This is a genomic window from Stenotrophomonas sp. EMP41, from assembly GCF_047495535.1.
GTDB lineage: Bacteria > Pseudomonadota > Gammaproteobacteria > Xanthomonadales > Xanthomonadaceae > Stenotrophomonas > Stenotrophomonas sepilia.
Window position 1 is genome coordinate 4,321,159 of the sequence record NZ_CP179923.1, and the last position, 26,033, is coordinate 4,347,191.

27 protein-coding genes are annotated in these 26,033 nt (G+C 67.6%); 11 read left to right on the forward strand and 16 right to left on the reverse strand.

What is annotated here, in order from left to right:
- Positions 1-64: 64 nt before the first annotated feature.
- The 3 genes from ACMGRF_RS19750 (at position 65) to ACMGRF_RS19760 (ending at position 3,202) form a co-directional block, all read left to right on the forward strand.
- Positions 65-361, forward strand: coding sequence for a hypothetical protein (locus tag ACMGRF_RS19750; protein WP_049412567.1), 297 nt, complete (start codon positions 65-67; stop codon positions 359-361).
- Positions 362-510: 149 nt separating this feature from the next.
- Positions 511-1,443, forward strand: a complete 933-nt coding sequence (locus tag ACMGRF_RS19755; RefSeq protein WP_049412565.1) for an MBL fold metallo-hydrolase — start codon at positions 511-513, stop codon at positions 1,441-1,443.
- Positions 1,444-1,549: 106 nt separating this feature from the next.
- On the forward strand, positions 1,550-3,202 hold the full coding sequence (locus tag ACMGRF_RS19760) for a M28 family metallopeptidase (RefSeq protein WP_100478999.1): 1,653 nt from the start codon (positions 1,550-1,552) through the stop codon (positions 3,200-3,202).
- 151 nt (positions 3,203-3,353) lie between these two features.
- Here the strand turns inward: ACMGRF_RS19760 and ACMGRF_RS19765 are convergent, their stop codons facing one another.
- Positions 3,354-3,689 carry a hypothetical protein gene (locus ACMGRF_RS19765; protein WP_239666619.1) on the reverse strand — a complete coding sequence of 112 codons (336 nt, stop codon included), beginning with the start codon at positions 3,687-3,689 and terminating at the stop codon, positions 3,354-3,356.
- Between the two features lie 31 nt (positions 3,690-3,720).
- Positions 3,721-5,055, reverse strand: a complete 1,335-nt coding sequence (locus tag ACMGRF_RS19770) for an MFS transporter (RefSeq protein ID WP_005420583.1) — start codon at positions 5,053-5,055, stop codon at positions 3,721-3,723.
- A gap of 223 nt (positions 5,056-5,278) precedes the next feature.
- Here ACMGRF_RS19770 and yedA point away from each other — a divergent pair, with 223 nt between their 5' ends.
- Both yedA and rarD read left to right on the forward strand, forming a co-directional pair.
- Positions 5,279-6,184, forward strand: coding sequence for a drug/metabolite exporter YedA (yedA, locus tag ACMGRF_RS19775; protein WP_099488051.1), 906 nt, complete (start codon positions 5,279-5,281; stop codon positions 6,182-6,184).
- On the forward strand, positions 6,181-7,077 hold the full coding sequence (rarD, locus tag ACMGRF_RS19780) for an EamA family transporter RarD (protein ID WP_049412555.1): 897 nt from the start codon (positions 6,181-6,183) through the stop codon (positions 7,075-7,077). The genes yedA and rarD overlap by 4 nt, the downstream gene beginning before the upstream one ends.
- Positions 7,078-7,379: 302 nt before the next feature.
- Here the strand turns inward: rarD and ACMGRF_RS19785 are convergent, their stop codons facing one another.
- The 4 genes from ACMGRF_RS19785 to ACMGRF_RS19800 all read right to left on the reverse strand — a co-directional run bounded on the left by ACMGRF_RS19785 (position 7,380) and on the right by ACMGRF_RS19800 (position 11,920).
- Entirely contained in the window at positions 7,380-8,696 is a 1,317-nt protein-coding gene (locus ACMGRF_RS19785) for an ABC transporter permease (RefSeq protein WP_100478998.1), read from the reverse strand.
- 12 nt (positions 8,697-8,708) lie between these two features.
- Positions 8,709-9,866 carry an ABC transporter permease gene (locus ACMGRF_RS19790; RefSeq protein WP_005420575.1) on the reverse strand — a complete coding sequence of 386 codons (1,158 nt, stop codon included), beginning with the start codon at positions 9,864-9,866 and terminating at the stop codon, positions 8,709-8,711.
- A 14-nt stretch (positions 9,867-9,880) separates the two neighbouring features.
- Complete coding sequence (locus ACMGRF_RS19795; protein ID WP_004137569.1) at positions 9,881-10,570, reverse strand: ABC transporter ATP-binding protein; 690 nt, start codon at positions 10,568-10,570, stop codon at positions 9,881-9,883.
- 102 nt (positions 10,571-10,672) lie between these two features.
- Entirely contained in the window at positions 10,673-11,920 is a 1,248-nt protein-coding gene (locus ACMGRF_RS19800; protein ID WP_049412546.1) for an efflux RND transporter periplasmic adaptor subunit, read from the reverse strand.
- A 202-nt stretch (positions 11,921-12,122) separates the two neighbouring features.
- Here ACMGRF_RS19800 and ACMGRF_RS19805 point away from each other — a divergent pair, with 202 nt between their 5' ends.
- Genes ACMGRF_RS19805 through ACMGRF_RS19815 form a run of 3 tightly spaced genes read left to right on the forward strand, consistent with a single transcriptional unit; the run spans position 12,123 to position 14,070 of the window.
- Complete coding sequence (locus ACMGRF_RS19805) at positions 12,123-12,251, forward strand: hypothetical protein (RefSeq protein ID WP_257473236.1); 129 nt, start codon at positions 12,123-12,125, stop codon at positions 12,249-12,251.
- Entirely contained in the window at positions 12,248-13,471 is a 1,224-nt protein-coding gene (locus ACMGRF_RS19810) for a sensor histidine kinase (protein ID WP_111096994.1), read from the forward strand. The genes ACMGRF_RS19805 and ACMGRF_RS19810 overlap by 4 nt, the downstream gene beginning before the upstream one ends.
- Positions 13,468-14,070 carry a response regulator transcription factor gene (locus ACMGRF_RS19815; RefSeq protein WP_014645643.1) on the forward strand — a complete coding sequence of 201 codons (603 nt, stop codon included), beginning with the start codon at positions 13,468-13,470 and terminating at the stop codon, positions 14,068-14,070. The genes ACMGRF_RS19810 and ACMGRF_RS19815 overlap by 4 nt, the downstream gene beginning before the upstream one ends.
- 576 nt (positions 14,071-14,646) lie before the next feature.
- Here ACMGRF_RS19815 and ACMGRF_RS19820 read toward each other — a convergent pair.
- From ACMGRF_RS19820 to ACMGRF_RS19860, 9 genes are all read right to left on the reverse strand, one after another.
- Positions 14,647-15,183 carry a cytochrome b gene (locus ACMGRF_RS19820; protein ID WP_099495468.1) on the reverse strand — a complete coding sequence of 179 codons (537 nt, stop codon included), beginning with the start codon at positions 15,181-15,183 and terminating at the stop codon, positions 14,647-14,649.
- Positions 15,180-16,283 carry a catalase family peroxidase gene (locus ACMGRF_RS19825; protein ID WP_049414295.1) on the reverse strand — a complete coding sequence of 368 codons (1,104 nt, stop codon included), beginning with the start codon at positions 16,281-16,283 and terminating at the stop codon, positions 15,180-15,182. The genes ACMGRF_RS19820 and ACMGRF_RS19825 overlap by 4 nt, the downstream gene beginning before the upstream one ends.
- 136 nt (positions 16,284-16,419) lie before the next feature.
- On the reverse strand, positions 16,420-17,787 hold the full coding sequence (locus ACMGRF_RS19830; protein WP_049414297.1) for a leucyl aminopeptidase family protein: 1,368 nt from the start codon (positions 17,785-17,787) through the stop codon (positions 16,420-16,422).
- Positions 17,788-17,790: 3 nt separating this feature from the next.
- Complete coding sequence (locus ACMGRF_RS19835) at positions 17,791-18,510, reverse strand: HAD family hydrolase (RefSeq protein ID WP_049414299.1); 720 nt, start codon at positions 18,508-18,510, stop codon at positions 17,791-17,793.
- Positions 18,511-18,541: 31 nt separating this feature from the next.
- Positions 18,542-19,651, reverse strand: a complete 1,110-nt coding sequence (locus ACMGRF_RS19840) for an AI-2E family transporter (RefSeq protein WP_049414302.1) — start codon at positions 19,649-19,651, stop codon at positions 18,542-18,544.
- 67 nt (positions 19,652-19,718) lie between these two features.
- Positions 19,719-20,180: a hypothetical protein gene (locus tag ACMGRF_RS19845; protein ID WP_005420550.1), complete on the reverse strand. Its 462-nt coding sequence runs from the start codon at positions 20,178-20,180 to the stop codon at positions 19,719-19,721.
- The gene (locus tag ACMGRF_RS19850; RefSeq protein ID WP_004153834.1) at positions 20,177-20,647 is read right to left on the reverse strand and encodes a phage holin family protein; all 471 of its coding nucleotides are present in this window, start codon (positions 20,645-20,647) and stop codon (positions 20,177-20,179) included. Before ACMGRF_RS19850 ends, ACMGRF_RS19845 begins: the two co-directional genes overlap by 4 nt.
- An 8-nt stretch (positions 20,648-20,655) precedes the next feature.
- Positions 20,656-21,021 (reverse strand): hypothetical protein, encoded by a 366-nt coding sequence (locus ACMGRF_RS19855; protein WP_004153835.1) that lies wholly within the window; start codon positions 21,019-21,021, stop codon positions 20,656-20,658.
- A 101-nt stretch (positions 21,022-21,122) separates the two neighbouring features.
- Positions 21,123-22,559: a Do family serine endopeptidase gene (locus ACMGRF_RS19860; protein WP_049414303.1), complete on the reverse strand. Its 1,437-nt coding sequence runs from the start codon at positions 22,557-22,559 to the stop codon at positions 21,123-21,125.
- A gap of 490 nt (positions 22,560-23,049) precedes the next feature.
- On the opposite strand from ACMGRF_RS19860, the gene ACMGRF_RS19865 reads away from it, so the two are divergent.
- Together ACMGRF_RS19865 and ACMGRF_RS19870 are read left to right on the forward strand one after the other, a co-directional pair.
- A complete protein-coding gene (locus ACMGRF_RS19865) occupies positions 23,050-23,922 on the forward strand; it encodes a hypothetical protein (RefSeq protein WP_049414304.1) in 873 nt (290 codons plus the stop codon).
- A gap of 106 nt (positions 23,923-24,028) precedes the next feature.
- On the forward strand, positions 24,029-24,721 hold the full coding sequence (locus ACMGRF_RS19870) for a hypothetical protein (RefSeq protein ID WP_049414305.1): 693 nt from the start codon (positions 24,029-24,031) through the stop codon (positions 24,719-24,721).
- Positions 24,722-24,736: 15 nt separating this feature from the next.
- Here ACMGRF_RS19870 and ACMGRF_RS19875 read toward each other — a convergent pair whose 3' ends face one another.
- A complete protein-coding gene (locus tag ACMGRF_RS19875) occupies positions 24,737-25,096 on the reverse strand; it encodes a DUF1428 domain-containing protein (protein ID WP_049414306.1) in 360 nt (119 codons plus the stop codon).
- A gap of 283 nt (positions 25,097-25,379) precedes the next feature.
- Here ACMGRF_RS19875 and ACMGRF_RS19880 point away from each other — a divergent pair, with 283 nt between their 5' ends.
- Entirely contained in the window at positions 25,380-25,952 is a 573-nt protein-coding gene (locus ACMGRF_RS19880) for an Ax21 family protein (protein ID WP_049414309.1), read from the forward strand.
- Positions 25,953-26,033 lie beyond the last annotated feature (81 nt).

A 26,033-nucleotide genomic window follows, 5' to 3' on the forward strand; every position in this document is an offset into this window, starting at 1 on the left:
ACCCGCCGCCCAAGGTCATGGCATGATGTCCGCGCGCCTCCGGCGCGATGACATGGAGTCTGCGATGGCCTGGTTGTCGCTGCTGCTGTTCCTGCCCTGGTTCCTGCTGCTGGGCAGCCTGTACTGGCTGTTTCCGCGCCAGCCGCGCAGCGCGCGGCGGCGCCTGTTCGATGGCACCACCCTGGTCGTGGCATTCGCGCTGAGCATCGTGTCGATGCTGTGGGGCTACCGCCTTGGCGTGGTGCAACCCGGCGCCGGCCCGATCTGGCCGCAGGTGCTGGCGGTGCTGTATGCCTATGGCGCATTCCTGGCGGTGCTGGTGCTGGCCCTGCTGCTGCGGCCGCGCTGGCTGCACCGGTAGTGCCGGCCACTGGCCGGCAACGGCATTCAACGGGCTGCCCCGAGGTTGCCGGCCAGCGTCCGGCACTACCCGACCAAAGCCGCATCGAACCTGGACCGCCTGCGCGCCTACCATGGGCGTCTGTTTCCGAGACTGCCAGGTGCGTGCCGATGATCGCCGACCCCAGCATCCACACCATTGATACCGGCTTCCAGCGTCCCGATTTCGACGCGGCCTACCTGATCGTTGAAAACGGCCGCGCGGCCTTCGTCGACTGCGGCACCGGGCTGTCAGTGCCGGCCATGCTGCAGGCGCTGGTGGACGCTGGCCTGGGCGTGGACGCGGTGGACTGGCTGCTGCTCACGCACGTGCACCTGGACCACGCCGGCGGCGCCGGACTGCTGATGCAGCAGCTGCCCAACGCAAAGGCGGTGCTGCATCCGCGCGGTGCGCCGCACATGATCGACCCGACCCGGCTGATTGCGGGTGCGACGGCGGTGTACGGCGCCGAGGAGATCGCGCGCAGCTACGGCCGCATCGAGCCGATTCCCGAACACCGCGTGGTGGTGGCCGAAGACGGCCACCGCATCGATCTCGCTGGCCGCGAGCTGGTGCTGCTGCACACGCCGGGCCACGCCCTGCACCACTATTGCGTGTGGGATGCACGCAGCCGCAGCTGGTTCACCGGCGATACGTTCGGCATCTCCTACCGCGAGCTGGACAGCGCGCAGGGCGCTTTCATCTTCCCGACCTCCTCGCCGGTGCAGTTCGACCCGGAGGCGATGAAGGCCTCGATCCGGCGCATGCTCGATTACGCGCCGCAGGCGATGTACCTGACCCACTATGGGCGCGTGGAGCAGGTGGAAAAACTGGCAGGGGACCTGTTCGAGCAGATCGATGCGATGGCCGCCATCGGCCGCCAGTGCGATGGCCGGCCGGACCGCCACCGCTGCCTGCTGGCCGCACTGCAGGCGCTGTACCTGGAACGCGCACAGCTGCACGGTTGTGCGCTGGACGATGCGGCAGTGACCGCCGTGCTGGCGATGGACATCGAGCTCAACGCACAGGGCCTGGCCTGCTGGCTGGACCGTATCAGCAGGTAGATCCACGCCCTGCGTGGATGACGCAGGCCCAAGCCTGCGCCGTGATGTCACGACCACGTTACACTCTGGTGACTTCCAAGCTAGCCGTGGTACTGCCGTGAATCCGATGCGCGTGTTGCTGCTGTCGTCCTGCCTGTTCGTCGGGGGCCTGGCCCATGCGGCCAACGACCTGCCGGGTGGCGGCATCGATCCGCAGGCACTGTCGCGGCACGTGCGCGTGCTGGCGTCGGATGAGTTCGAGGGCCGCGCACCGGCCACCGAGGGCGAAGAGCGCACGGTGCAGTACCTGATCGAGCAGTTCCGCAGCTATGGCCTGCAGCCGGGCGGCGTGGATGGCAGCTGGGTGCAGCCGGTCCCGTTGGTGCGCGCGCAGCTGGACGGCCCGGCCAGGGCCAGCCTGTCGCTGAAGCAGGGCAAGCGTGCGCTGGCCAACGGCGTGGACGTGACCCTGCAGAGCCTGCAGCCGCGCAAGCGCGTGCAGATCAAGGACGCGCCGCTGGTGTTCGTCGGCTACGGCATTGATGCGCCGGAACGCCACTGGAACGACTACAAGGACGTGGACCTGCACGGCAAGATCGCCGTGGTGCTGATCAACGACGCCGACTTCGAGGCCGATGCGCCGGGCGCGTTCGATGGCAAGGCGGTGACCTACTACGGCCGCTGGACCTACAAGTTCGAGGAAGCCGCACGCCGGGGTGCCGAGGGCGTGCTGATCGTGCACGAGACCGCGCCGGCCGCCTATGGCTGGGCCACGGTGAAGAGCTCGGGCACCTCGCCGCTGTTCGACATCGAGCGCAGCCAGGCAGAAGCGATGGCGCAGCACACGCCGCTGCGCGGCTGGATGCAGCGCGAGCTGGCCGAGGCGATCTTCGCCGACGCCGGCCTCGACTTCGATGCTGAGAAGCGCAAGGCGATGCGTGCCGACTTCCGCCCGGTTGCACTGGGCAACGCCAAGCTGAGCGTGGATTTCGCGCTCAAGCGCGAGCAGGTGGTGACCCGCAACGTGGTGGCCAAGCTGCCCGGTGGCGAGCATGGCGACGAGGCGGTGATCTTCTCCGCGCACTGGGATGCGTTCGGTATCGGCCAGCCCGACGCCAAGGGTGACCGCATCCGCCGTGGTGCAATCGACAACGCCACCGGCGTGGCCACGGTGCTGGAACTGGGCCGTGTGTTCGCCGCTGGCCCGCAGCCGCAGCGCACGCTGTACTTCGTGGCACTGACCGCCGAAGAGAAGGGCCTGCTGGGCGCCAGCTACTACGCCGCGCATCCGCTGGCGCCGCTGGACAAGACCGCTGCGGTGCTGAACATCGAAATGTTCAGCCCGGATGGCCCGACCCGCGACATCGCCTCGTGGGGCAAGGGCCGGGTCTCGCTGGAACGCGACCTGGAACGCGTGGCCAAGGCCCGCGGCCGCAGCTACAGCCCGGATCCGAACCTGGAAGCCGGTTTCTTCTACCGCGCCGACCACTTCGCCTTTGCCCGCCTGGGCGTGCCGGCGATCACCATCGGCCCGGGCCTGGACAAGCTGGACGGTGGCGTTGAAGCCGGCCGCGCGCTGCGCGAGAAGTACTTCGCCGACTGCTACCACCAGGCCTGTGATGCCTGGACGCCGAGCTGGGACCCGAGCGGCCACGCTGCCGACACCCTGCTGGTCTACGACCTGGGTGCGGAGCTGGCCAACAGCCGCCGCTGGCCGACGTGGGAAAAGGAATCGGAGTTCCGCGGCGCGCGCGACAAGAGCGAAGCGGCCCGCCGCTGAGGTAGTGCCGGCCGCTGGCCGGCAACTCCCTGCTCTTCCCGGAGGTTCATGAGGTTGCCGGCCAGCGGCCGGCACTACCGAAAGAACTGGCTTTGCCGGCCAGCGGCCGGCACTACCGAAAGAAGGTGGCTTTGCCGGCCAGCGGCCGGTACTACCGGCGCCGGCGCAGCAGCTTCCATGCGCCCCAGCCGCCGGCAGCGAGCGCGGCCAGATAGCACGCCACCATCGTGCGCAGGCCGACCAGCGACCCGGCGTTGACGCCGCGATGCAGCCGCAGCTGCAGCGAGCTGTGGCCACTGCCCAGGTCCACCGCCAGCTGCAGCGCCAGCGCGGCGCAGACCACCAGCAGGGCGACCCCGAACCCCGTGCGCGGCCACGTGGCCTGCGCGTTGGGGCGGCGCAGCACCCAGGCCACTGCCGTGGCTGCGGCCAGCGTCACCGCGATCCACATCAGCGCGGTGGCGGGAGAGGTAGCGGCCACCGGCATTGCACCAGTGGCCGCGATCAGGGCAACGCGCTTACTTGCGGGTGCCGTCGAGCCAGTTCGGGCCCTTGTTGGTAAGGAAGAACACATAGACCACCAACGATACCGCGATCGTTGCGGTCACGTAGATGGCGAACCAATCAACGTGGCCGGTCTTCAGCGCGCCCTGGTACAGCAGCGGGGCGGTGCCGCCGAACAGCGAGTTGGCCAGCGCATAGCCCAGGCCCACGCCCAGTGCGCGCACGTGGGTGGGGAACAGCTCAGCCTTCACCACCGCGTTGATCGAGGTGTAGCCGGTGAGGATGACGAACGCCAGCGCCAGGGTCAGGAAGGCCAGGGTGGCGTCATGCTGGTGCGGCAGCTGGGTGATCAGGTACCAGCTGTACAGCACGCCGCCGACGCCGAAGAACACCAGCAGGGTCTTGCGGCCGATGATGTCCGACAGCCAGCCGCCGACCGGCTGCAGCACCATCAGGAAGGCCAGCACGCCCAGGTTGATCAGGGTGCCGGTCATCGGGTCGTTGCCGGCGAAGGCGCTCTGGATCATCTTCGGGCCGTTCACCGAGTAGGTGTAGAAGGCCACGGTGCCGCCAGCGGTGATCAGGAAGCACAGCAGCAGCGGCCGCCACTGGTGCACGAACAGCTCGTACATCGAACCGGACTTCTTTGCCTTGCCCTCGCGCGCGGCCTCGATCGACGACTCTGACAGCGACTCGTCCATGCCCCGGCGCAGCCAGAACACCACCACCGCGGCGATGCCACCGATACCGAAGGCGATGCGCCAGCCCCACTCGGAGATCTCCGGCTTGCCCCAGAAGGTCAGCATCAGCAGCAGGGTCAGCTGGGCCAGCACGTGGCCGCCGACCAGGGTGACGTAGTGGAACGAGGACAGGAAGCCGCGACGGCCCGGAATGGCGGCCTCGGACATGTAAGTGGCGCTGGCACCATACTCGCCGCCAGTGGCGAAGCCCTGCAGCAGGCGTGCGAACAACAGAATCACGGCGGCCCAGATGCCGATGCTGGCGGCGGTGGGGGTGATGGCGATGAGGAACGAGCACAGCGCCATCAACGTGACCGAGACGGTCAGCGCCAGGCGGCGGCCGTGGCGGTCGGCGAAGCGGCCGAAGAACCAGGCGCCGATCGGGCGCATCAGGAAGGTCGCCGCGAAGATCGCCCACACGTACAGGGTGGAGTTCTTGTCGTCGGGCGAGAAGAACTGCGATTCGAAGTACACGGCGAACACCGAGTACACGTAGACGTCGTACCACTCCACCAGGTTGCCGGCGGAGCCTTTGAGGGTGTTGGAGATCGACCGCCGCAGGGCGGCACGGTCGTTCGCGGGGACAACAGGTTGGGACGTGGTGCTCATCTGGGTGGAAATCCTCGATGCGGCGCGTCCGTGCGCAGGGAAAACGGCGTCCGGCCTTGGGACGGCGCGACCGGGCAGCCCTCTTGGTACTGCATCGGCCGTCAACACGGGGTAGCAGACCAGAGCAGGGTGCATGGATGGATGACAGCGTGCCACCGTATGGGGTCCCGGACCATACTCAAAACGTCCTAGAATCCGCCTTCCCCCGGCTCCCTGGTGTGTCATGTCGGCTCCCCCCTCTTCGTCTGCGGCTGCCCCCCGGGGTGGCCTTGTCGCGCTGGCACTGCTGCTGGTCTACGTGGTCTGGGGTTCGACCTACCTGGGCATCGCCAAGGCCCTGCACGGCGGCGCACTGCCGCTGACGATGGTCTCCGGCAGCCGCTTCATCATTGCCGGCGGCCTGATGTTCCTTGCGCTGCGCCTGTTCTGGAAGCTGCCGAACCCGACGCTGCGGCAGTGGCGCAACCTGGTGGTGATGGGCGTGACCATGCTGGTGCTGGGCAATGGCATGGTGGTGCTGGCCGAGCGTGAGGTGTCTTCGGGCCTGGCCGCCACGGCGGTGGCCTCGGTGCCGCTGTGGATGGCGCTGTTCTCGGCGCTGCGCGGGCAACATGCCAGCCGTGGTGAGTGGCTGGGCATCGCCATCGGCTTCCTCGGTGTGGTCTGGCTCAATGCCGGCAGCAGCCTGACCGGCTCGCCGACCGGGCTGGTATTGCTGCTGATCGCGCCGATCGGCTGGGCGTTCGGTTCTGTGTGGGCACGCGGCCTGGACCTGCCGGGTCCGTTCATGACCGCGGCCGGGCAGATGATCTGCGGCGGCGTGCTGCTGGTGCTGATCGGCCTGGCGGTGGGCGAGCGCCCGACCACGCTGCCCGATACCGGTGGCCTGCTGGCGATGGCCTATCTGTGCGTGTTCGGCTCCATCGTCGCGTTCACTGCCTACGTGTGGCTGCTGCAGAACGTGCGCCCCGCGCTCGCAGGCAGCTACGCGTATGTCAATCCGGTGATCGCGGTGCTGCTGGGCGCGCTGCTCAACGGTGAGCGCTTCGGTTGGCGCGATCTGCTGGCGATGGCGGTGATTCTTCTGGGTGTGGTGGTGCTGACAATGGCAAGGACGAGAAAGAAGTGAGCATGGACGAGAAAGAACAACGCCGGGGCCTGCTGGTCACCGCATCCACCTTCGTGATCTGGGGCCTGGTGCCGGTCTATTGGCACCTGCTCAACGAGGTGCCCTCGTTTCAGATCATCGCCCACCGCATCATCTGGAGCACGGTGCTGGTGCTGGGTTGGCTGTTGATCAGTGCGCGCCTGGGCTGGTGGCAGAAGATCGCCGCGCAGCCGCGCGCGCTGCCGATCCTGCTGGTGTCGAGCCTGACCATCGCGTTCAACTGGGGCCTGTACATCTGGGCGGTCAACGCCGGTCATGTCATCGAGACCAGCCTGGGCTACTTCATCAACCCGCTGGTGAACGTGCTGCTGGGCGTGCTGGTGCTGAAGGAACGGCTGCGCCGGCTGCAGTGGGTCGCGGTGGCGATGGCGGCGGTGGGCGTGGCCTGGCTGACCATCGATGCAGGTACGCCACCGTGGATCGCGCTGGGCCTGGCCTGTTCGTTCGGCCTGTATGGCCTGCTGCGCAAGCTGGTCTCGGTCGACCCGGTGGCCGGCCTCGGGGTGGAGAGCATGTACCTGTTCCTGCCGGCGCTGGCGTTTGCGATCTGGGCCGAGAACGGCCACGGCGGTGCGTTCTTCCATGGTTGGGGCTGGCGCAACGACCTGCTGCTGATCTTCGGCGGCGTAGTGACTGCTGTGCCACTGATCGGCTTTGCCTACGGTGTGAAGCGCATTCCGCTGTCGCTGGTCGGCATCCTGCAGTACATCGCACCGAGCCTGCAGCTGCTGCTGGGCGTGTTCTTCTTTCACGAAGCGTTCGATACCGCCAAGGCGATCGGCTTTGCCGCGATCTGGGCCGGCCTGATCCTGTTCGTCGGCGACAACATCCGCACGATGCGCGCCAAGCAGTAGCGCAGGCGGGGCTACGGGGTCGGATCCCTCCGCAACGCGGAGGGCTCTGACCCCGCCTTCGCGCAAAAAGAACGGCGCCCCGAGAGGCGCCGTTCTGCTTCCAGCCATGGCCAGGAGAGAGATGGCCGTGGTGGGAACGCGGATACAGATGATGGGCGCGCGATTCTAGAGGGTTTCCATTGGCAAAGGTCCGGCAGCGTGCCGCCAAGATGAATCGTGTCCAACAATCCACAGACGCATGACGGAAAAAAGGACGGAGCCTTCGCTCCGTCCTTGCGGGTGTGCCGCTGCGAAGCCGGGGCTCAGGTTTCGCGCAGCGCCGTGGTGATCGGCAAACGTGCCGCGCGCAGCGCCGGGAACAGGCCGCCGACCAGGCCGATGCCCAGTGCCCATTTCAGGCCGGTCCACAGCAGTTCCGGCGATACGTGGAACTTGAACACCACCGCACTGAAGTTGCTGCCGATGGTGGACACGCTGTAGCCATTGAACAGCAGCCATGCAACCGCACAGCCGAGCAGGCCACCGAGCAGCGCCAGCAGCATCGTTTCCAGCATCACGGCGGTCACCACCGGCAGGCCGCGGAAGCCGATCGCACGCATGGTGGCGATTTCGCGGGCGCGCGTGGCCACGGCCGCATACATGGTGTTGAGCGCGCCGAACACCGCACCGACCGCCATGATCGTGCCGATCACCTTGCCCAGGATGTCGATCAGCTTGGTCAGCCCGCCGCCCTGCTTGCTGTAGTAGACGCGGGTGGTTTCCACGTCCAGCTTCAGGCGCGGGTCGGCAGCGACGGCCGCCTTGAACTGATCGAAGCCAGCCTTGCCCTCGGTGCGCACGCTGATCGACTGCCAGGCGCTGCGCTGGTAGGTGGTGGCCAGCGTATCGGCGTCGGTCCACAGTTCCGAATCATGCGCATCGCCAGTGGCGAACACGCCCACAACGGTCCAGGCCTGGTTGCCCAGGGTCAGCGTCCTGCCGACCTCCATGTCGCGGAACTGGCCCTTGGCGCCCTGGCCGACCACGATCTCGCGCAGCCCGGTGGCGAACTTGCGGCCCTCAACGATCTTGACCTTGTCATGCACGGCCCATGCCTGCGGGCCGACGCCGCGGAACTGCGCGTTGACGTCGGTGCCATCGGACTTGGACACCAGATTGACCACCTGCGACAGTTCCGGTGACAGCAACGGTCGGCCCTGCGCATCGCGGCTGATGCCGGGCAGGGTGGACAGCATCGGTACCTGCTCGCGGGTGATCACCGAGTTGGTCTCGGCCTGCGAGCCACCGCGCAGCACGATGGCGGTGGTGTCATCGCCGGTGTTGTTGAGCGTGGCCTGGAAGCCTTCGCCCATCGCCAGCATCGCCACCAGCACGCCGACCACGCCGGCAATGCCGACCACGATCACCGAGGACGCGCCCCAGCGCTGCGGCAGGCTGGCCACGCCGATGCGGGTGGCGGCCAACGCCAGCCGTCCGCCGCGGGTCAGCAGCAGCCACAGCGCTACCAGCACGGCCACGGCCAGCACGCCAAACCACGGCAGCCCGATCCACAACACCAGGCCGATCGCAAGCAGCAGCACCGTTACGCCGTTGCCCAGCCACTTCTTGAGCTTGTTCATCTGCAATCCTCCTCAGCGGCCGGCCAGTGCATCGACGATCTTCAGGCGCTTGGCACGCAGCGCGGGCAGCAGCCCGACGATGATGCCGATCACCACGATCAGGCCCAGCCCCATCAGCCAGGTCGGCGTTGGTACGTGTGGCGGCAGCATGCCCATGCTCTTCGGGCCGATCGCCGGCAGGATCAGGGCGGCCAGGCCCATGCCGATCAGGCCACCGAGGCCGATCAGCAGCACCGATTCCACCATCACCAGGGTCAGCACGGTGCTGTCCTTGAAGCCCAGCGTTTTCAGCGTGGCCAGCTCCGGCACGCGCTCACGCACGGCCTGCGCCATGGTGTTGCCGGTCAACAGCAGCAGGGTGAAGAACACCGCGCCCATGATCGAGGTGACGATCATGCCGATGTCCGCGAACTGCTTGACGAAGGCCTGCTGGAAGGCGGATTCGGTCTGGGTCTTGGTCTCGTGGTCGGAGTTGGCCGAGATCGCATCGATCGCCTGTGCCACCCGCGAAGAGTGGTCCGGGTTGTCCAGCGTCACCGTGTACCAGCTCACCTGGTTCTTGATGTAGTCGTTGGATTCATCGAAGTACTTCCAGTTCATCATCAGCTGGCGCTCTTCGTTGGCGGCCAGCGCGCGGTCCTTGGAGCGGTAGATGCCCTTGAGCACCAGTGGCCAGTCGTTGCTGCCGCCACGCGGAAAGATCGTCGCCTGCAGCGGGATGGTATCGCCGATCTTCCAGCCGAACTGCTTGGCCAGGGTCTCGCCGACGATGGCGCCGGTGCGGGTCTGCTTCCAGTCTTCCAGCTGCGCCGGGTCGATCTGCAGTTCGCGGTACACGTCGAAGTAGTTGGGCGAGACCGAGAAGTTCGGGAAGAAGTTCTTCGGGTCCTGGTAGATGCCACCGAACCACATGCCGTAGGCCACGTCACGCACGCCGGCCACCTGGCGGACCTGTGCTTCCAGGCGGATCGGCAGCGACTGGGTGATCGACAGCCGCGAGGCCACCACCAGGCGGTTGGCGCCTTCCACGCTGCCACCCGACGAGAACGCCACGCGCACCGAATCGAGCATGCCGAACAGCAGGAACGCGGCCACCACCGAGAGCAGGGTCAGCAACGTGCGGGTACGGCTGCGGAACAGCTGCGCCCACACCAACGAGAAGTATTTCATCGCCGTGGCCTCCGTCAGTGGGCCAGCGGCGCGTCGGCCAGCTCGCCCTTGTCCAGGTGCACCGTGTGCGTGGCGTACTCGGCGGCCTTCGGGTCATGGGTGACCATGATGATGGTCTTGCCATGCTCGCGGTTGAGCTGCTGCAGCAGGCCGAGGATCTCCTCGGCGGACTGGCGGTCGAGGTCGCCGGTCGGTTCGTCGCAGATCAGGAAGGTCGGGTCGGAGACGATCGCCCGGGCGATCGCCACGCGCTGCTGCTGGCCGCCGGACAGTTCATTCGGGCGGTGGCTGCGGCGGTCGGCCAGGCCGACCAGGGTGAGCGCGATCTCGGCATTGCGGCGGCGCTGCGCCGCATTGAGGTGGGTCAGCAGCAGCGGCAGTTCCACGTTCTTCTGCGCGGTCAGCATCGGCATCAGGTTGTAGAACTGGAACACGAAGCCGACGTGGTGGCTGCGCCAGGTCGACAGCTGGCCGCCGCTCATCTGGTCGATGCGCTCGCCTTCAATGCTGATTTCGCCGCCACTGGGATTGTCCAGGCCGCCGATCAGGTTGAGCAGGGTGGTCTTGCCCGAGCCGGACGGGCCCATCAGCGCGACGAAGTCGCCGCTGGCGATGTCCAGGTCGATGCCGTGCAGCACCTGCACTTTCTCGGGGCCACGCTGGTAGGTCTTGGTGATGTTGCGCAGTGAAACCAGGGTCGACATGGGTGGTTCTCCACGGAAGGCGGGAAACGGGGAAGCGCACCTGCGGTGGCCGCAGGCGTGCGTCGAGCGGTGTTGCCGGCGGCGCCCATGGGCGCCAGGCCGTTACTGCGCTTGTTTCTGTTGCACCTTGGCGCCATCGCGCAGGGTGTCCGGCGGGTTCACCACCACCGTCTCACCTGCGCTCACGCCCTTGAGGATCTGGCGGTCCTTGCCCATCGCCTGGCCGGCCTCGACCGTGCGCTGCTGCACGCGGTTCCCGTCACCCAGCACGAAGGCCACCGAGGCACCCTCGCGCTGGACCACGGCGCCGCCCGGCACGCGCACACCCTGCGGCTTGGCGGCCGCCTGCGGCTGCGCCTGTTCCAGGAAGCTGACCCGCACGCCCATCTCCGGCACGATGCGCGGGTCCTTCACCTTCAGCGCCACGCGCACCTTCACCGTGGCCTTGCCGCGGTCGGCGGTGGGGATGATGGCGATCACCTCGCCGGGAATCTTCCATTCCGGGTAGGCGTTGAGCGTGGCTTCCACCGGCATCTTCGGCTGCACGCGGCCGATGAAGGCCTCGCCGACCTCGACTTCGATCTCCAGCGAGTCCATGTCCACGATGGTGCCGATGCCGGTACGGGTGAACCCACCACCCGCCGACAGCGGCGAAACGATCTCGCCGGGCTGCGCCGCCTTGGCGGTGACCACGCCGGAGAACGGCGCGCGCACGATGTTGTTGTCTACGCCCAGGTCGGCGATGGCCAGCTGGTCGTTGGCAACCTTGACGTTGCGCTGCGCGGTATCCAGCTGCGCACGCAGGCTGTCGCGCTGGGCCACGGCCTGGTCGTACTGCGAGCGCGAGACCAGCTGCTGGCCAACCAGCGCCTGCAGGCGGCTGGCTTCGGCGGCGGCCTGCCTCTGCTGTGCCTCCAGCCCGGCCACCTGGCTGCGCGCAGCCTGCAGCTGCGAGGCGTACAGGCTGCGCTGCGCGTCGGCATCGATCGGGTCGAGCGTGGCCATCACCTGGCCGGCTTCGACCCGCATGCCTTCCTCGATCATCACCTCGCGCACCTTGCCGGTGATCTTGGCCGACACCGTGGCCATGCGACGGGCAACCACGTAGCCACTGGCGTCGAGCACCGAACTGCTGGCGCTGCCCTGCTGGATGGCCACGGCGGGAGCCGTTTCCACCTCTTCGGCCGGTGCGCGACCGAACAGGAAGGCCACGGCCGCGGCGACCAGCAGCACGACCACGATGATCGCGATCCACAGCCAGCGGCGGCCACCGCCACTGCTGCCGGAGGCGGGCGGCGGCGATTTGCGGTCGATACGGAGTTCCTTCAACAGCTCGGCAGAAGCGTTCATTCGTTCCATCACAGGCGTTTGGGCGGGTGTGGCCGGAAGGGCGGGCGGCGGCGGTTCCGGCGGTGGAGCGTGCGGCACAGCATGAAGGCAGACACAGCGATGACGGCAGTGACAGCTGTCACCCGATGACACTGACGGCGGCAACTGCGAAACGTGACCACGGCGGCACAGGATGGCAACGTCCCCGCTACCGGTACCGCCCATGGATCCGATCACCCCGTCGCTGGCCCGCCACAGCCGCGCCGCCAAGCGTACCGTGATCCGCGCTCGGTTGCGCCGGTGCCGCCCGGCCGGTGGTGGCGCCTGCGCGCAGGCGGCTGAACTGGCATGATCGGCGGCGATCGTCCCCGCCTGGAACCGCCCGTGCCGTCGACATGGCTTGCCTCGCTGCTGCGCCCCGCGCCGGACTCGGCGGTGGCCGATACGCTGCGCCGGGGAAAGTCCCCCTGGGGCGAGGCAATCCACCTGCTGTGGTCAGTGTGGATCTTCCTGACGCCCTTGCTTGGCCATGGCTTCACCCTGCGCTGGCTGCTGCTGACGCTGACCAGCTATCCGGTGTTCCTGCTGCTGTACGCCAAGGTGATGGTGGCGCCGCGCCATCACGCCCCGCGCTATGCCCTGGGCCTGATCGCGATGTCGCTGGTGCTGCTGCCCTGGTACCCGTCCGGGCTGACCTACTTCGTGTTCGGCTGCGTGCTGCTGCGGGTGAGCGGTCGCGGAGGCTGGTGGCAGTATCTGCTGCAGCTCACTGGTCTGAACCTCCTGTTCTGCAGCCTCGCCCTGCTGTTCCAGTACCCGTGGCAGAGCCTGGTCTGGATCCCCGCCGTGTCCTATATCGTCGGCCTGGTCGTGAACGTGGAGGCACTCAACCAGCAGAAGGATGCGGCACTGCAGCTTTCGCAGGACGAGGTGCGGCGGCTCGCCGCCACTGCAGAGCGCGAACGCATCGGCCGCGACCTGCACGACCTGCTCGGCCACACCCTGTCGCTGATCACGTTGAAGCTGGAACTGGCGCGCAAGCTGCACGACCGCGGTGATGCACGCGCGCGGCAGGAGATCGGCGAGGCCGAGGCCATCGCCCGCGAGGCGCTGGCGCAGGTCCGCAGCGCGGTCACCGGTATCCGCGCCAGCGACCTGGCCGGCGAGCTGGCATCGGCGCGGCTGCTGCTGGAGTGCCAGCAGGTCCACCTTCAGTACGCACCACCGCCGGCGATGCCGGTGGATGTCGAACGCGGGCTGGCGCTGGTGCTGCGCGAGGCCGCGACCAATATCGTGCGCCATGCACAAGCGACGCAGGCACGGGTGGAGTTCATGCTGGAGGGACGCATGCTGGCGATGCAGATCCGCGACGATGGTCGTGGCGGCGTGCAGGCGGAGGGCAACGGGCTGAGCGGCATGCGCGAACGCGTGGCCGCTCTGGGGGGCAGCCTGCAGGTACAGTCCGCAAGGGGCGAGGGCACGCTACTGACCGTGCGCGTGCCGCTGGCTGCCGCGACCACACCGTTGCCGCCGGGAACGCCGCCGTCGCTGGCACAGGACGGTGCCGCATGATCCGCATCCTGCTGGCCGAGGACCAGGCGATGGTACGCGGCGCACTGTCGGCGCTGCTGGGCCTGGAGCCGGATATCGAGGTGCTGGGCAGTGCCGCCGACGGCGAAACCGCGTGGCGCATGCTGCAGCAGCTGCAGCCGGACATCCTGGTGACCGACATCGAGATGCCGGGCCTGTCCGGGCTGGAACTGGCCCAGCGCATTGCCCGCCATGAACTGCCGATCAAGGTGGTGATCGTGACCACCTTCGCCCGCGCAGGTTTCCTGCGACGCGCGCTGGAAGCCGGCGTGCTGGGCTACCTGCTGAAGGACGCACCGGCCGAGAACCTGGCCGATGCACTGCGCAAGGTGAAGCAGGGCATCCGCGCGATCGACCCGCAGCTGGCACTGGATGCGTGGTCGCAGGCCGACCCGCTGACCGACCGCGAGCGCCGCGTGCTGCGGCTGGCGGGCGAGGGCCGCACCGCCAGCGAGATCGCCGAGCAGCTGGGGTTGTCGCACGGCACAGTGCGCAACTACCTGTCCGAGTGCATCGGCAAGCTGGGCGTGGCCAACCGGATCGAGGCGTACCGGCTGGCGCGGCAGAAGGGGTGGTTGTAGCGGCGTGCGCCGACGCACTGGTAGCGCCGGGCGCTGCCCGGCGGATCATTTCCGCGCCTGTGGAGAGGTGTCACTTTCTTTGCTCGTGCAAAGAAAGTAACCAAAGAAACACGCCGCCAGAGCGCGAGCCGGTGCTACGCACCGGTGCCCTGCGCTTCTCGGGGAATCAGGGGACGGCGCCGAACTCGCTTCGCTCAAACACCGGCGCCTCTACGCCCCTGATTCCCCTGCGATGCTCGGCTCGCTAGAAGGCGGACCCAACGTCAAAAGCCACAGCTGCACCCAGTAGATCCACGCCATGCGTGGATGCTGTTGCTCTTGATCTTGACCTTCCAGTCCGCCTTCAAGCGAGCCGAGCACCGGAGGTCCGGCGAGGGCGAAGAGGTGCGGGTGTCTGAGCGCAGCGAGTTCCCGCGCCGTCCCTCGACGGACCGAGGAGCGCAGGGCACCGGCGTGCGAAGCACGCCGGCTCGCGGCCGGCGGGGCGTTTCTTTGGTTACTTTCTTTGCGCGCAAAGAAAGTGACACCCCTCCGTGGTCGCGGAAACGATCCGCCGGGAACGCCCGGCGAACCCGCTCACTCCTTCCCGCGCGCCATCGCCTGGAACACCCCATCCCGCCGCACCCACAGGTGGAACAACGCCGCACCCACATGCATCAGCACCGTGGCAAACAACACATAGGCCAACAGGCTGTGCGCATTGCGCAACGCGGCATACAACGCCGGGGTGTGCGGCACGATCGGCGGCAGGTGCAGCCCTTCCCACAGCACGATCGGGTATCCGCCGGCCGACAGCATCGCCCAGCCGATCAACGGCATCGCCAGCATCAGCGCGTACAGCATCCAGTGCGAGGCCTTGGCTGCCATCACCTGCCACACGGGCAGGTCCGCCGGCAGCGGCGGTGGACGATGGCGCAGCCGGTTGTACAGGCGCAGCAGCACCAGTACGCCGATGGCGATGCCCAGCGGGCGGTGCAGGTCGATCAGCACGGGACGCAGGTGCAGCGAGGCGACCATGGTCACGCCGATGAACAGCATGGCGACGATCATCAGCGCCATGGACCAGTGCAGCACCCGCGCCAGCAGGTTGAAGTGGCCGTTGCCGGTGCTCATCGTGCGGCCTCCTTCGGTTGTTCGACGTTGCCGGTGGCGCGCTCGCGTTCACGGCGGTTGAAGGACTGCGAGTACACCGCCGAGCGGGCCGCCAGGATCGGATCATTACTGCCGCGCACCCCACTGGGCAGGATCAGCGGATCGAAGTTGATCTGGCCGCAGGCACCCTGTTCCTGTGACTGCATGCGGTCCAGGCTGAGTACGCCCGCCACTACCTGGTCACGCGATTCGGGCCACGGCACCGACGGATCATCGATGGCGTCGCCGGGCTCGGCGGTGGTCACGACCAGGTTCCAGCGCACCGGGCCGCGGGCCAGGCGCTGCTGCAGTTCCTGGCTGAGGAAATCGACGCTGGCCTGCTTGCGCGCTTCCGCATCCATCTCCACCACCGGCGCCTGCGGCTGCCAGCGCCAGCGCACCGCACGCTTCTGGCCCTGCGCGTTGGTGAACCAGAAACTGTTGACGCTGTTGAAGGTAGTGTCGGCCCAACTGCTGGTCCACGGTGCCGTCTTCGCCCACTGCTGGAACGCCTGCGCACTGGGGTACTTCGCCAGCACTACCGCCATCTTCTGCGGGTCCGGCTTGCCGGTGGCTGGATCGGGAATCGAGGCGCGCGTCTGCTCATAGAACGCCTCGGCCGTGGGTACCGCGAAGAACGGGAAGCTGTTCATCGCCATGCGCCATTCCTGGCCATCATCGCTGACCATCTGCACCGCCAGGCTGCGCACGCGTGCGGTGTTGTCGGCGCCGTAGGGGTCGCCGCCACCGATCGACAGGCGGCCCATCACCGGGACGCGCGTCTGCGAGAACACCCGGGCACTGGACAGGGTAGGGGCCTGCGCGCTGGGTTCGAACCAGCCGCTTACGCAGATGCCCTTGCTGTGTGCACGGCGGAAGCCCGGATGGGCCGGGCCGGTGGCCTCGATGGTGTCGGTGAAGCGCTGCGCGGTGAGGCGGTCGCCCATCCAGCCGGCCAGCCAGGCGAAGGCCAGCGCCACGGTACCCAGGATGAGCGCGATCAGCGCGATCCAGAGCAGGGGGGAATGCTTGCGCGGTGCGCCCGGCGTCTGGCCGGCACGGGTGTAGCCGAAGAGCGACATGGTCGGAGTCCTGCCTTCACGGAGCGTGTGGGTGGTCGACCCACACATCCTCGCAGAACCCGGCCGGGGCCGAAATTCAATTTTTCGTCAGATTTGCCGGGGACGGCGTGCCGACCAACGGTCGGCACCCACTCGATCAGCTGTAGCGCTGCTTCAACATCGCCCAGGCCGAGCGCAGCGCCAGCGCTTCGCCACCGGCCGGACGGCCCGGGCGTTCTCCATCATTCCAGGCGTACACGTCCAGGTGCGCCCAGCGCTGGCCGTCTTCCAGGAAGCGCTCCAGGTACAGCGCGGCGGTCACCGAGCCGGCCATGCGCGAACCGGCATTGGCCAGGTCGGCGATGCCGCTGCTCAGATAGCGCAGGTAGGGGCGCCACAGCGGCATGCGCCAGACCGGGTCACGGGTTGCGTCGCCGGCCTGCAGCCACTGCTGCGCCACCGTGTCGTCGTTGCTGAAGAGCGCCGGCAGATCCGGACCCAGCGCGATGCGCGCGGCACCGGTGAGGGTGGCGAAGTCCAGCACCAGGTCCGGCTTCTGCTCACCGGCAAAGGTCAGCGCGTCGCACAGGATCACTCGGCCTTCGGCATCGGTGTTGTCGATCTCCACGCTCAGGCCCTTGCGGGTGGCGATCACTTCGCCCGGGCGGAACGCATCCGGACCGATCGCATTTTCCACCGCCGGCACCAGCAGGGTCAGGCGCACCGGCAGTCCGCGCGCCATCACCAGGCCGGCCAGGGCCAGCGCATGCGCGGCGCCGCCCATGTCCTTCTTCATGTTGCGCATGCCGTCGGCCGGCTTGATGTCCAGGCCGCCGGTATCGAAGCACACGCCCTTGCCGACCAGCACCAGTGCCGGGTCGGTTTCCTTGCCCCAGCGCAGCACCACCAGGCGCGGCGCGCGGTGCGAAGCGCGGCCCACGGCGTGGATGGCCGGGAAGTTCTGCTTCAGCAGTTCATCGCCGGTGATCGCCTCGACCTGCGCACCATGCGCAGCGGCCAGTGCACGCGCGGCGTCTTCCAGCTGCTGCGGCCCCATGTCTTCGGTCGGGGTGTTGACCCAGTCGCGCACGCGCAGGCTGGCGGCGATCAGGTCGGCCACTTCGCCGGACGGTGCGGCCACCAGCTGCGCCGGGGCGCGGTTGCGCTTGCGGTAACGGTCGAAGCGGTAGCTGCCCAAACCCCAGCCCAGCTGCAGCAGCGCCTGTTCGGCGGCAGGCAGTTCATTGGCCAGCTGCCAGACACTGCCTTCCGGCAGGGCGTGCGGCGCATGTGCATAGCTGTAGGCATCGGCGCGATCACCCACGCCCATCACCGCACCGGCCAGGCCATCGCTTCCGGGCAGCAGGGCCACGCTGTGCGCGCCGGCGCTGAAGCCCTGCGAGGCCAGCCAGGCCTGGATCGCGGCCGGTTGGCCTTGCTTCCAGGCGGCGAACTGCTCGCGGTCCAGCACGTACAGAGGCAGCGCCGCGGCGCTGTCGGCGGTGAAACCAGTGATCTCGCTCATGCGTCAGTTACTCCGGGATGCGGCGGTGTCGAGGTTGGCGTCCAACCAGTCGGCCAGGCCGGTGAGGGTGTCGAACTGCAGGTCCGGCTGCAGGTGCGGATGGGTCCAGGTGGCTGCTTCGCGGTTGATCCAGCAGCCGCGCAGGCCGGCGGCGATCGCCCCGGCCACGTCCATCTCGGCGTGGTCGCCCACGTGCAGTACCTGTGCCGGCGCCACACCCAGGCGGGTGCAGGCGGCGTGGAAGATGCTTGCCTCCGGCTTGGCCGCGCCGTGTTCGCGCGCGCCCAGCTGGAAGGCGAAATGATGGGCCAGGCCGATCCGCTCCAGATCGGCATTGCCATTGCTCAGCGCTGCCACCGGCACCCGCGCGGCAATCCGCGCCAGCGCATCGATCGCATCGGGATAGCACTCGACCTGGTTGCGCGCGGCGTAGAACACTTCGTACGCTGGCTCCAGCAGATCGAGGCTGGCGCCGCTGGCGTGCAGCGCTTCGTGAAGGGTCAGCCGACGCAGCGCGCTCAGGTCGTGGTGGAGGTGCGGATGAGCGTGGTACAGGCGCTCGCGCAGTTCGCGCATCGCCGCCACCGGATACATCGCGGCGGTGGCGGGGCTGTGTTCACGCATCCATTCGTGCAGGACCAGGTCGATGCGGGCGCCGATCGGAGCGAACGGCCACAGCGTGTCGTCAAGGTCGAGAGTGATGGCTTGGACGGGGAAATTCACCCCTCCATTCTACGCCTGCCCGCGCGGGCTTTCATTCCAGCAGCCGTGCCCAGCCCTGCATGCCGTCCAGCCGTGCCAGCACCAGCTTGATGCAGACCAGCAGCGGCACCGCCAGCAGCAGGCCGATCATGCCCCAGGCCCAGCCGAACACCATCAGTGCCAGGATCAGCACCAGCGGCGACAGCTTCATGCGCCGGCCCAGCACGATCGGGGTCACCATCTGCCCTTCCAGAGTGTGCAGGGCCAGGTACGCGGCCGCCGGCAGCAGCGCCTGCAGTGGGTCGCGGAATTCCACGAAGCCCATCAGCAGCATCAGTGCCACGCCGATCAGCGGGCCGACGTACGGGGCAAAATTCAGCAGCGCGGCCACCGTGCCCCACAGCAACGCCTCCTGCAGGCCAATGCCGAGCAGCATCAGCACGCCGGCGAACACCAGCCCGACCAGGGTGTTGATCACGCTGATGGTCAGCACATAGCGCGAGACCTCGCGTTCGATCGACCGCAGGATGTCGGCGGTGAAGCGCTGCTGCTGGCGGTTCGGGAACAGCGCGATCGCCGCGCGCTGCAGGCTCTGCCCATAGATCATGAAGAACAGGGTCAGCAGCACCACGGCCAGCACCGAGGCAGCAAGCCGTGGCGCGCGGGTCAGCATGCGGTACGGGTCGTCGAGCTGGGTGCGGATCACCTGCACCTTGTGGTTGCTGTCGCCGCCGGCGACGCGCGCGAAGTTCTCCGCCGCCTGGTTGGCCTGCTGCACCGGCTTGGTCAGGTCCTGCACCTGGCGGGCGACCTTGCGCAGCTGCTGCGGGGCTTCCTGCGCCCATTCCATCGCCGGGCCGATCAACTGCACCGCCAGCGAACCGGTCACGCCCAGGCCGGCGCCGAGAATCAGCAGCGCGCCCAGCGCGCGCGGAATCCATAGTTTCTGCAGCAGGCGCAGGATCGGGTTGCCGACCAGTGCGAAGAACATCGCCAGCAGCACCGGCAGGATGATGTCCTGTGCAGCCCATAGCGTGTAGCCCACCGCCAGGGTCGCCAGCACCACCAGCGACATCGGCCCGCGTGGGCGAGACGGAGGCGGCAGCGGTGCCTCCGGGTCCTGCGGATCGGCTGGTGACGGGAACAGGGAGGACTCGCTCATCGACGCATCAGCCGGAAAGGGGAGCGCATTATCCGCCGGCCGCGATCGGCGCGGCGGATTCCATGGATCAACGTTCGGACAGTTCGGTGGCGGCTTCGGCCGGGCGCGGTTCGCGCGGCTCCGGTTCTGCCGCGGGCCGTGGCGCCGCCGCTGGCGCGGGCCGTGCGGTTGATGCCGATGCGGCCGCCTGTGCCTGTTCGCTGGCGTTGTCGGCTTCTTCGGCCGCATCGTCGGCGGTGGCCGCAGCCTGCGCCGCCATCGCCGTGGCGAACGCCGCCTGCGCACTGGCGAACAGGTTCGAGACCGATCCCACCATCTGCAGCCAGCGCGCACCGTTGACCTTGCCCGGCATTTCCAGCTTGCCGGCAATGAAGCCACCGGCCAGGCCCACCACCACGATGCGCAGTGGCGACCAGCCCTGGCGCCAGACCTGGCTGAGCGTGGACCAGTGGTCCTGGGTCTCGACCAGACGCACGGTCACCACCTGTTCGCAGCGCTTCACCCGCCGCTGCAGCGCGCCGAACTTCATGGCTTGCCCTCTGGCAGCTGCACATCGGCATCGGGGTCGTCTTCGCTGGGCTCGTCGAACAGGCCCAGGCGGGACAGCTGGCGCCGGGTGGCGTGCATGCCGGTGTGGTGGAAGAAGTAGGACACCCGCCAGATCGCATAACCGGTGACGGCCAGGCTCAGCAGCGAGGTGATCAGCAGGGCCTGCAGCCAGCTCAGGCCCCAGCTTTGCAGCAGGGCGATGAGGGTGGCGGCCATCAGCAGCCAGGCCGACGCACCGAATACGATCGCTACCCCGGCCCAGGCCAGTGCACGGCCGAATGCGCTGCGAGCCAGCGCGAAGTCGGCCGAGGCCAGCCGGCGCAGCGAACGCAGCGAGTGCTTGGCCGAATCGGCAGCGGCACGACCGGCCGCGCCGACCTGGCGGATGCTCTCATCCAGCGGCGGGGTGGCCGCCGGATCAGGGGCTTGCGCGTTGTCTTCGCTCACGCCGCAGCTTACTTGTCGCTGCTGCCGCGGGCCAGCTTGGCGATGATCCAGCCGGCAGCGAAGGCAACACCGAACGAAGCCAGCGGACGTTCGCGGATCAGCTCGGCGGCGCTGTCGATCAGGTCCTTGCCCTTGTCCATCAGTGCATCGACCTGTTCCTTGGCAGCGGCCCCGCCGAACTCGGCGGCGGCCAGGCCGGACAGCGCGCTGTCGGACAGTTCAGCCTTGACGTTGGCCTTGCCGATCCGCAGTTCGTCGGTCGCGGCACCGGTTGCGCCCTTGATCGCACCGCCGGCGGCCGTGGCGGCCTGCTTCAGGTGGGAACCGGCTTCACCCAGGTGTTCCTTCAGGTTCTCGGTATTGGTGGGGCTCATCGAATCACTCCTGTTGCGATGGGGGAACGGGCGTCGGCGGTGCCGACCTGGACTGACAGCAATAGCATTGCCGGGGTATAGGGGGTGTTACGGCAGGGCGATCAGCGCATCACGAGCTGGCCCTGCTGCTGGCCATTGTTGCGCAGCACGCGCACGACCAAGGTCGGCGGGCGTTGCTGGAAATTGGCACGCCAGCTGGCCAGGTCGGCGAATTCACCCACGGTGGCGTCGGTGATGATGTCACCCTGCTGCAGGCCGTTGCTGGCCGCGCGGCTGCCGCGCTTGACCTCGCTGACCAGCACGCCGCCGACCCCCGACTGCCGCAGCGACTCGGGCAGGTCGACGAAGGTGGCGCCGGTCAGCCGCGGGTCCAGGCTCTCGCCGCTGACCGCACGTGCCTGTTCCTTCAGCGTTGCCTTGATCTGCACGGGCTTGCCTTCGCGGCGGACGTCCAGCGTCATCGGGCTGCCGACGGCGGCCAGGCCCTCCACGTTGTGCAGGGCTTCGGCGCTGTCCACGCGTTGGCCGTTGGCCGAGACCACCACGTCGCCTGGCTTCAGCCCGGCTGCGGCGGCGGCCGAACCGGCCAGCACGCGGGTGATCAGCGCACCACGTGTTTCGCCCAGGCCCAGACCCTGCGCGATCTGCGCGGTCAGGTTCTGGCTTTCCACCCCCAGCGTGCCACGCACCACCACGCCGTGCTTGACCAGCTGGTCGACCACGCTGCGCGCCAGGTTCGATGGAATCGCCAGGCCCAGGCCGATGTTGCCGGCCATGCTGCCCTGCGGGTTGAAGCTGGCGGTGTTGATACCGACCAGCTGGCCCTGCAGGTCGACCAGCGCGCCACCGGAGTTGCCCGGGTTGATCGACGCATCGGTCTGGATGAAGTTCTGGTAGCCCAGCCCGCGGATGCCGCTGCGGCCTACGGCCGAGACGATGCCCGAGGTGACTGTCTGGCTGAAGCCGAACGGGTTGCCGATGGCCACGACGAAGTCGCCGACCCGCAGCTGGTCGCTGTTGCCGAGCTTGATGTCGGTGAGGTTCTGCGCCGGAATGCGGATCAGGGCGATGTCGGTATCGCGGTCCGAACCCAGGAACTGGGCCTTGACCGTGCGCCCGTCGGCCAGTGTCACCTGCACGTCATCGGCGTTCTCGATCACATGGTGGTTGGTCAGTACCAGGCCTTCCTTGGCGTCGATGATCACGCCGGAGCCGAGCGATTCGTTGATGCGTTCCTGCGGGATGTCCGGGAACAGGCGGCGGAAGAACGGGTCGTTGAAGAAGGGATTGCGTACGCGAACCACCTGCTTGGTGTTGACGCTGACCACCGCCGGCATCGCCTTCTCCAGCATTGGTGCCAGTGACGGTACCGCCGCCTGTCCGGCCACCGAGGCCGGCAACGCTGCGGTGGTCGGTAGGACCGCCGGCAGCGGCGCGGCGTCGGCACGGTTGTCCAGGTGGGCATTGATGCCGGTGGCAACGAAGCCACCGAAGGCGGCGGCGATTGCGAGCGTGAGCAGGGTGGGAAGCGGTCGCATGGGAGTCGGTTCGCTGGCGTGGGTGGGGCCGTTCGGGCCTACGGTAAAACAAGCTGAATGAGTGTGTCGCGATCTGGATAAATGCGCCATGAAAACGGGTGCCTCGAAGGGGGGAGCGCAGGGGCCAGGAACGCGCTTGTGGCGACACCCGGGCAGGTGATGGGTGCGCCACTCAACGCCAACGCGCGCCGCACTGGCACAGGCGGATACTTGCGCAGTTCCGCGCAGGCGGGTGCCGCAATGCGCCACGATGGATGCCGGAGGCGGCATCCGTGCACGTGCGCGCGACGACGGCCAGACAATGCTGGGTTCGCGTGGCGCAGCACTGAAAAAAAGGGGTTTGCTGCGAACCGCAGGCGGCAACGGGCACTGCTGCGTACACCATCGGCGTCGCAACAGATGCGATTGCTGGCATATGCCCCGTTCCACGATCGTCAATGTCGGTATAGCATCGCCCCGTTTTGATACTTAAGGCCCGCAGGAGGGCAACATGAGCAACGGTAATGGTGTGTCGGTCGTGACCGACGCTGTCGAGAACGTGAAAGAAACCGCCACCAACGTCGGCGAGACCATCGCCCACGCCGCCGAAGACGCAGTGAAGTCGGTCAAGAAGACCGTCAAGCGCGCGAGCAAGGCTGCCGGTACCCGCGTTGCCAAGGCCAAGAAGGCCGTGGCCAAGGTCGAGAAGACCGTTGCCAAGAAGGCCGAGAAGGCTGCCAAGTCGGTCGGCAAGACGGTTGCCAACGCCAAGAAGAAGCTGGAAGCGGCCAAGAAGAACGCCAAGGCCGAAGCTGCTGCCCTGAAGAAGGAAGTGGCGAAGAAGAGGGCGGCTGCGGGCAAGGCCGTGACCAAGAAGGCCGCCGCTGCCAAGAAGACCACCAAGGCCGCCACCAAGGCTGCCGGCAAGAAGGTCGCCACCGTGAAGAAGGCCGCCACCAAGAAGGCTGCTGTCGCGAAGAAGACCGTTGCCAAGAAGACCGCGGCCGCCAAGAAGGTGGTTGGCAAGAAGGTCGCCACCGCCAAGAAGGCTGTGGCCAAGAAGACCGTCGCCGCCAAGAAGGCAGTGGCTGCGAAGAAGGTTGTCGGCAAGAAGGCTGCCGCCACCAGGAAGGTCGCCACCAGGAAGACCGCCGCCGCCAAGAAGGTTGTCGGCAAGAAGGCTGCCGTCGCCAAGAAGGCCGTTGCCAAGAAGACCACTGCTGCCAAGAAGGCTGTCGGCAAGAAGGTCGCCGCGACCCGCAAGACCGTGGCCAGGAAGGCTGCACCGCTGAAGAAGGTCGCCGCCAAGAAGGCTCCGGCCAAGAAGGCTGTTGCCAAGAAGGCCCCGGCCAAGGCCGTGCGCAAGGTCGCCAAGCGCAAGTAATCGCGCCGTGACCGAAGGCCCTGCCGCCCACCGGGTGGTGGGGCCTTTCGCGTTTTCGGGGCGCGGTCTGGGGCAAGATGCAGATTCTTCCCGCCGGAGCCCCACCATGCGCGGTATCGATTTCAGTTCCTGGCAGGGCGTGCTGTCCACGTTGGCCGGCCTGGTCCTGATCACCCTGCTGGGCGTGGGCATCCGCCTGCTGGTGATGCAGACCCTGCAGCAGCGTCGCGAGCGCGAGAACCGGCAGATCAACGAGCGGCTGCGCACGCTGATGGCGGCCTACAAGACCCTGGGCGGTTCATTCACTGGTGAACTGGGCGTGGATCCCAGCCATCGCCGCGATCTGCGCCAGCGCGAAGCGGCCGAAGGCATCGCCGAACCGCGTTCGGATCGAACGCGCCGCATCCGCGATGCGGTCGAGGCCGCGCTCTCGGACATCCTGTTGCTGGGCACCGACGAACAGGTGCGACTGGCGGCGCGTGCCGCCAACGAACTGGCACAGGGGCGGCCGGTGCATATCCACGAACTGGTGGTCTCGCTGCGCGACTTCGTGCGCGAAGCGCTGGATCTGGCGCCGATTCCTGCCGACCTGCGGATTCCGCCGCAGGGGCCGACCCGCCCCGCGGCCAGTGGTGGCGGCAAGGGGCGCAACGATGGCGATGCCAAGGGCGGCCGTGCGGGTGGTGGCGGAGGTGGGGGCGGCGGAATGGGCGCTGGCATGGGCGGCATGGGCCTCGGAGCCGGCGCCGCACTGGGCGCCGGCCATGCCACTGCCAGCGATGAAATGGACGCGCGCTGAGCACGTCCGCCGGGTTCAGCGGGTCAGCTCGTAGATCGGCACGAAGCCGCCGTAGATCATCCGCGCGCCGTCAAACGGCATCGGATTCTTCGTTGGATCAAACCGCGGGTCTTCCATCATCTTCTTCATCCCGGCGTCGCGGGTCGGTTTGTCGGGCCATTCGATCCAGGAAAACACCACCGTCTCGTCCGGCGTGGCTTTCACCGCGCCGAAGAAGTCGGTGGTCTTGCCGTGCGGCACGTCATCGCCCCAGCACTCGACCACGCGCAGTGCGCCGTACTCGATGAAGACCGGATCTCCTGTGCGTGCATGGGCGAGGAACTTCTCCTTGTTGGCGGTGGGCACCGCCAGGACGAAACCATCGATGTAGCTCATTGCCTGCCTCCGGATGGACCGTGCCACATGCACGGCCTTCAAGTAACCGACGAACCCGGGCATCGCGGATCGACATCTGGGGAAAGGTGGGTGAAAGCTGGAAGCAGAATGCACGCGCGCCGCGCGCGTATGCCAGAGCCAGCCTGAATCAAGCCAGAAAATTCAGCAATGCGAAGACCGCTGTTTTCAGGGAGCGTTGTGGCGAATAACGGAGAATTTACATTCCCGATGCGATGGCGCCTTGGCGCTGCTGCACACCATAAGAAAGTAAAGGTGTACCCCCATGAAGAATTCGCTGATTGCTCTGGCCCTGGCCGCTGCCCTGCCGTTCACCGCCTCGGCTGCTGAGAACCTGTCCTACAACTACGCCGAAGCCGACTACGCCAAGACCGACGTTGAAGGCATCAAGGCCGACGGCTGGGGCGTGAAGGGTTCGTACGGCTTCCTGCCGAACTTCCACGCCTTCGGCGAGTACAGCCGCCAGGAAATCGACCACACCAACCTGAAGGTTGACCAGTGGAAGGTCGGTGCCGGCTACAACGTCGAAATCGCCCCGACCACCGACTTCGTTGCCCGCGTCGCCTACCAGAAGTTCGACCCGAAGCACGGCCTGGACTTCAACGGCTACAGCGCTGAAGCCGGTATCCGCACCGCCTTCGGTGCCCACGCCGAGGTCTACGGCATGGTCGGCTACGAAGATTTCTCGAAGAAGCACGGCATCAACCCGGAAGGCCAGTGGTACGGCCGCCTGGGTGGCCAGGTCAAGCTGAACCAGAACTGGGGCCTGAACGGCGAACTGAAGATGAACCGCGACGGCGACAAGGAATACACCGTCGGCCCGCGCTTCAGCTGGTAATTGCTGTTCCGGCGCGCCTGCGCGCTGGAGAAGTCTCGACAGGCCCGGCTCTTGCCGGGCCTGTTGCGTTTGTGGCCGCGC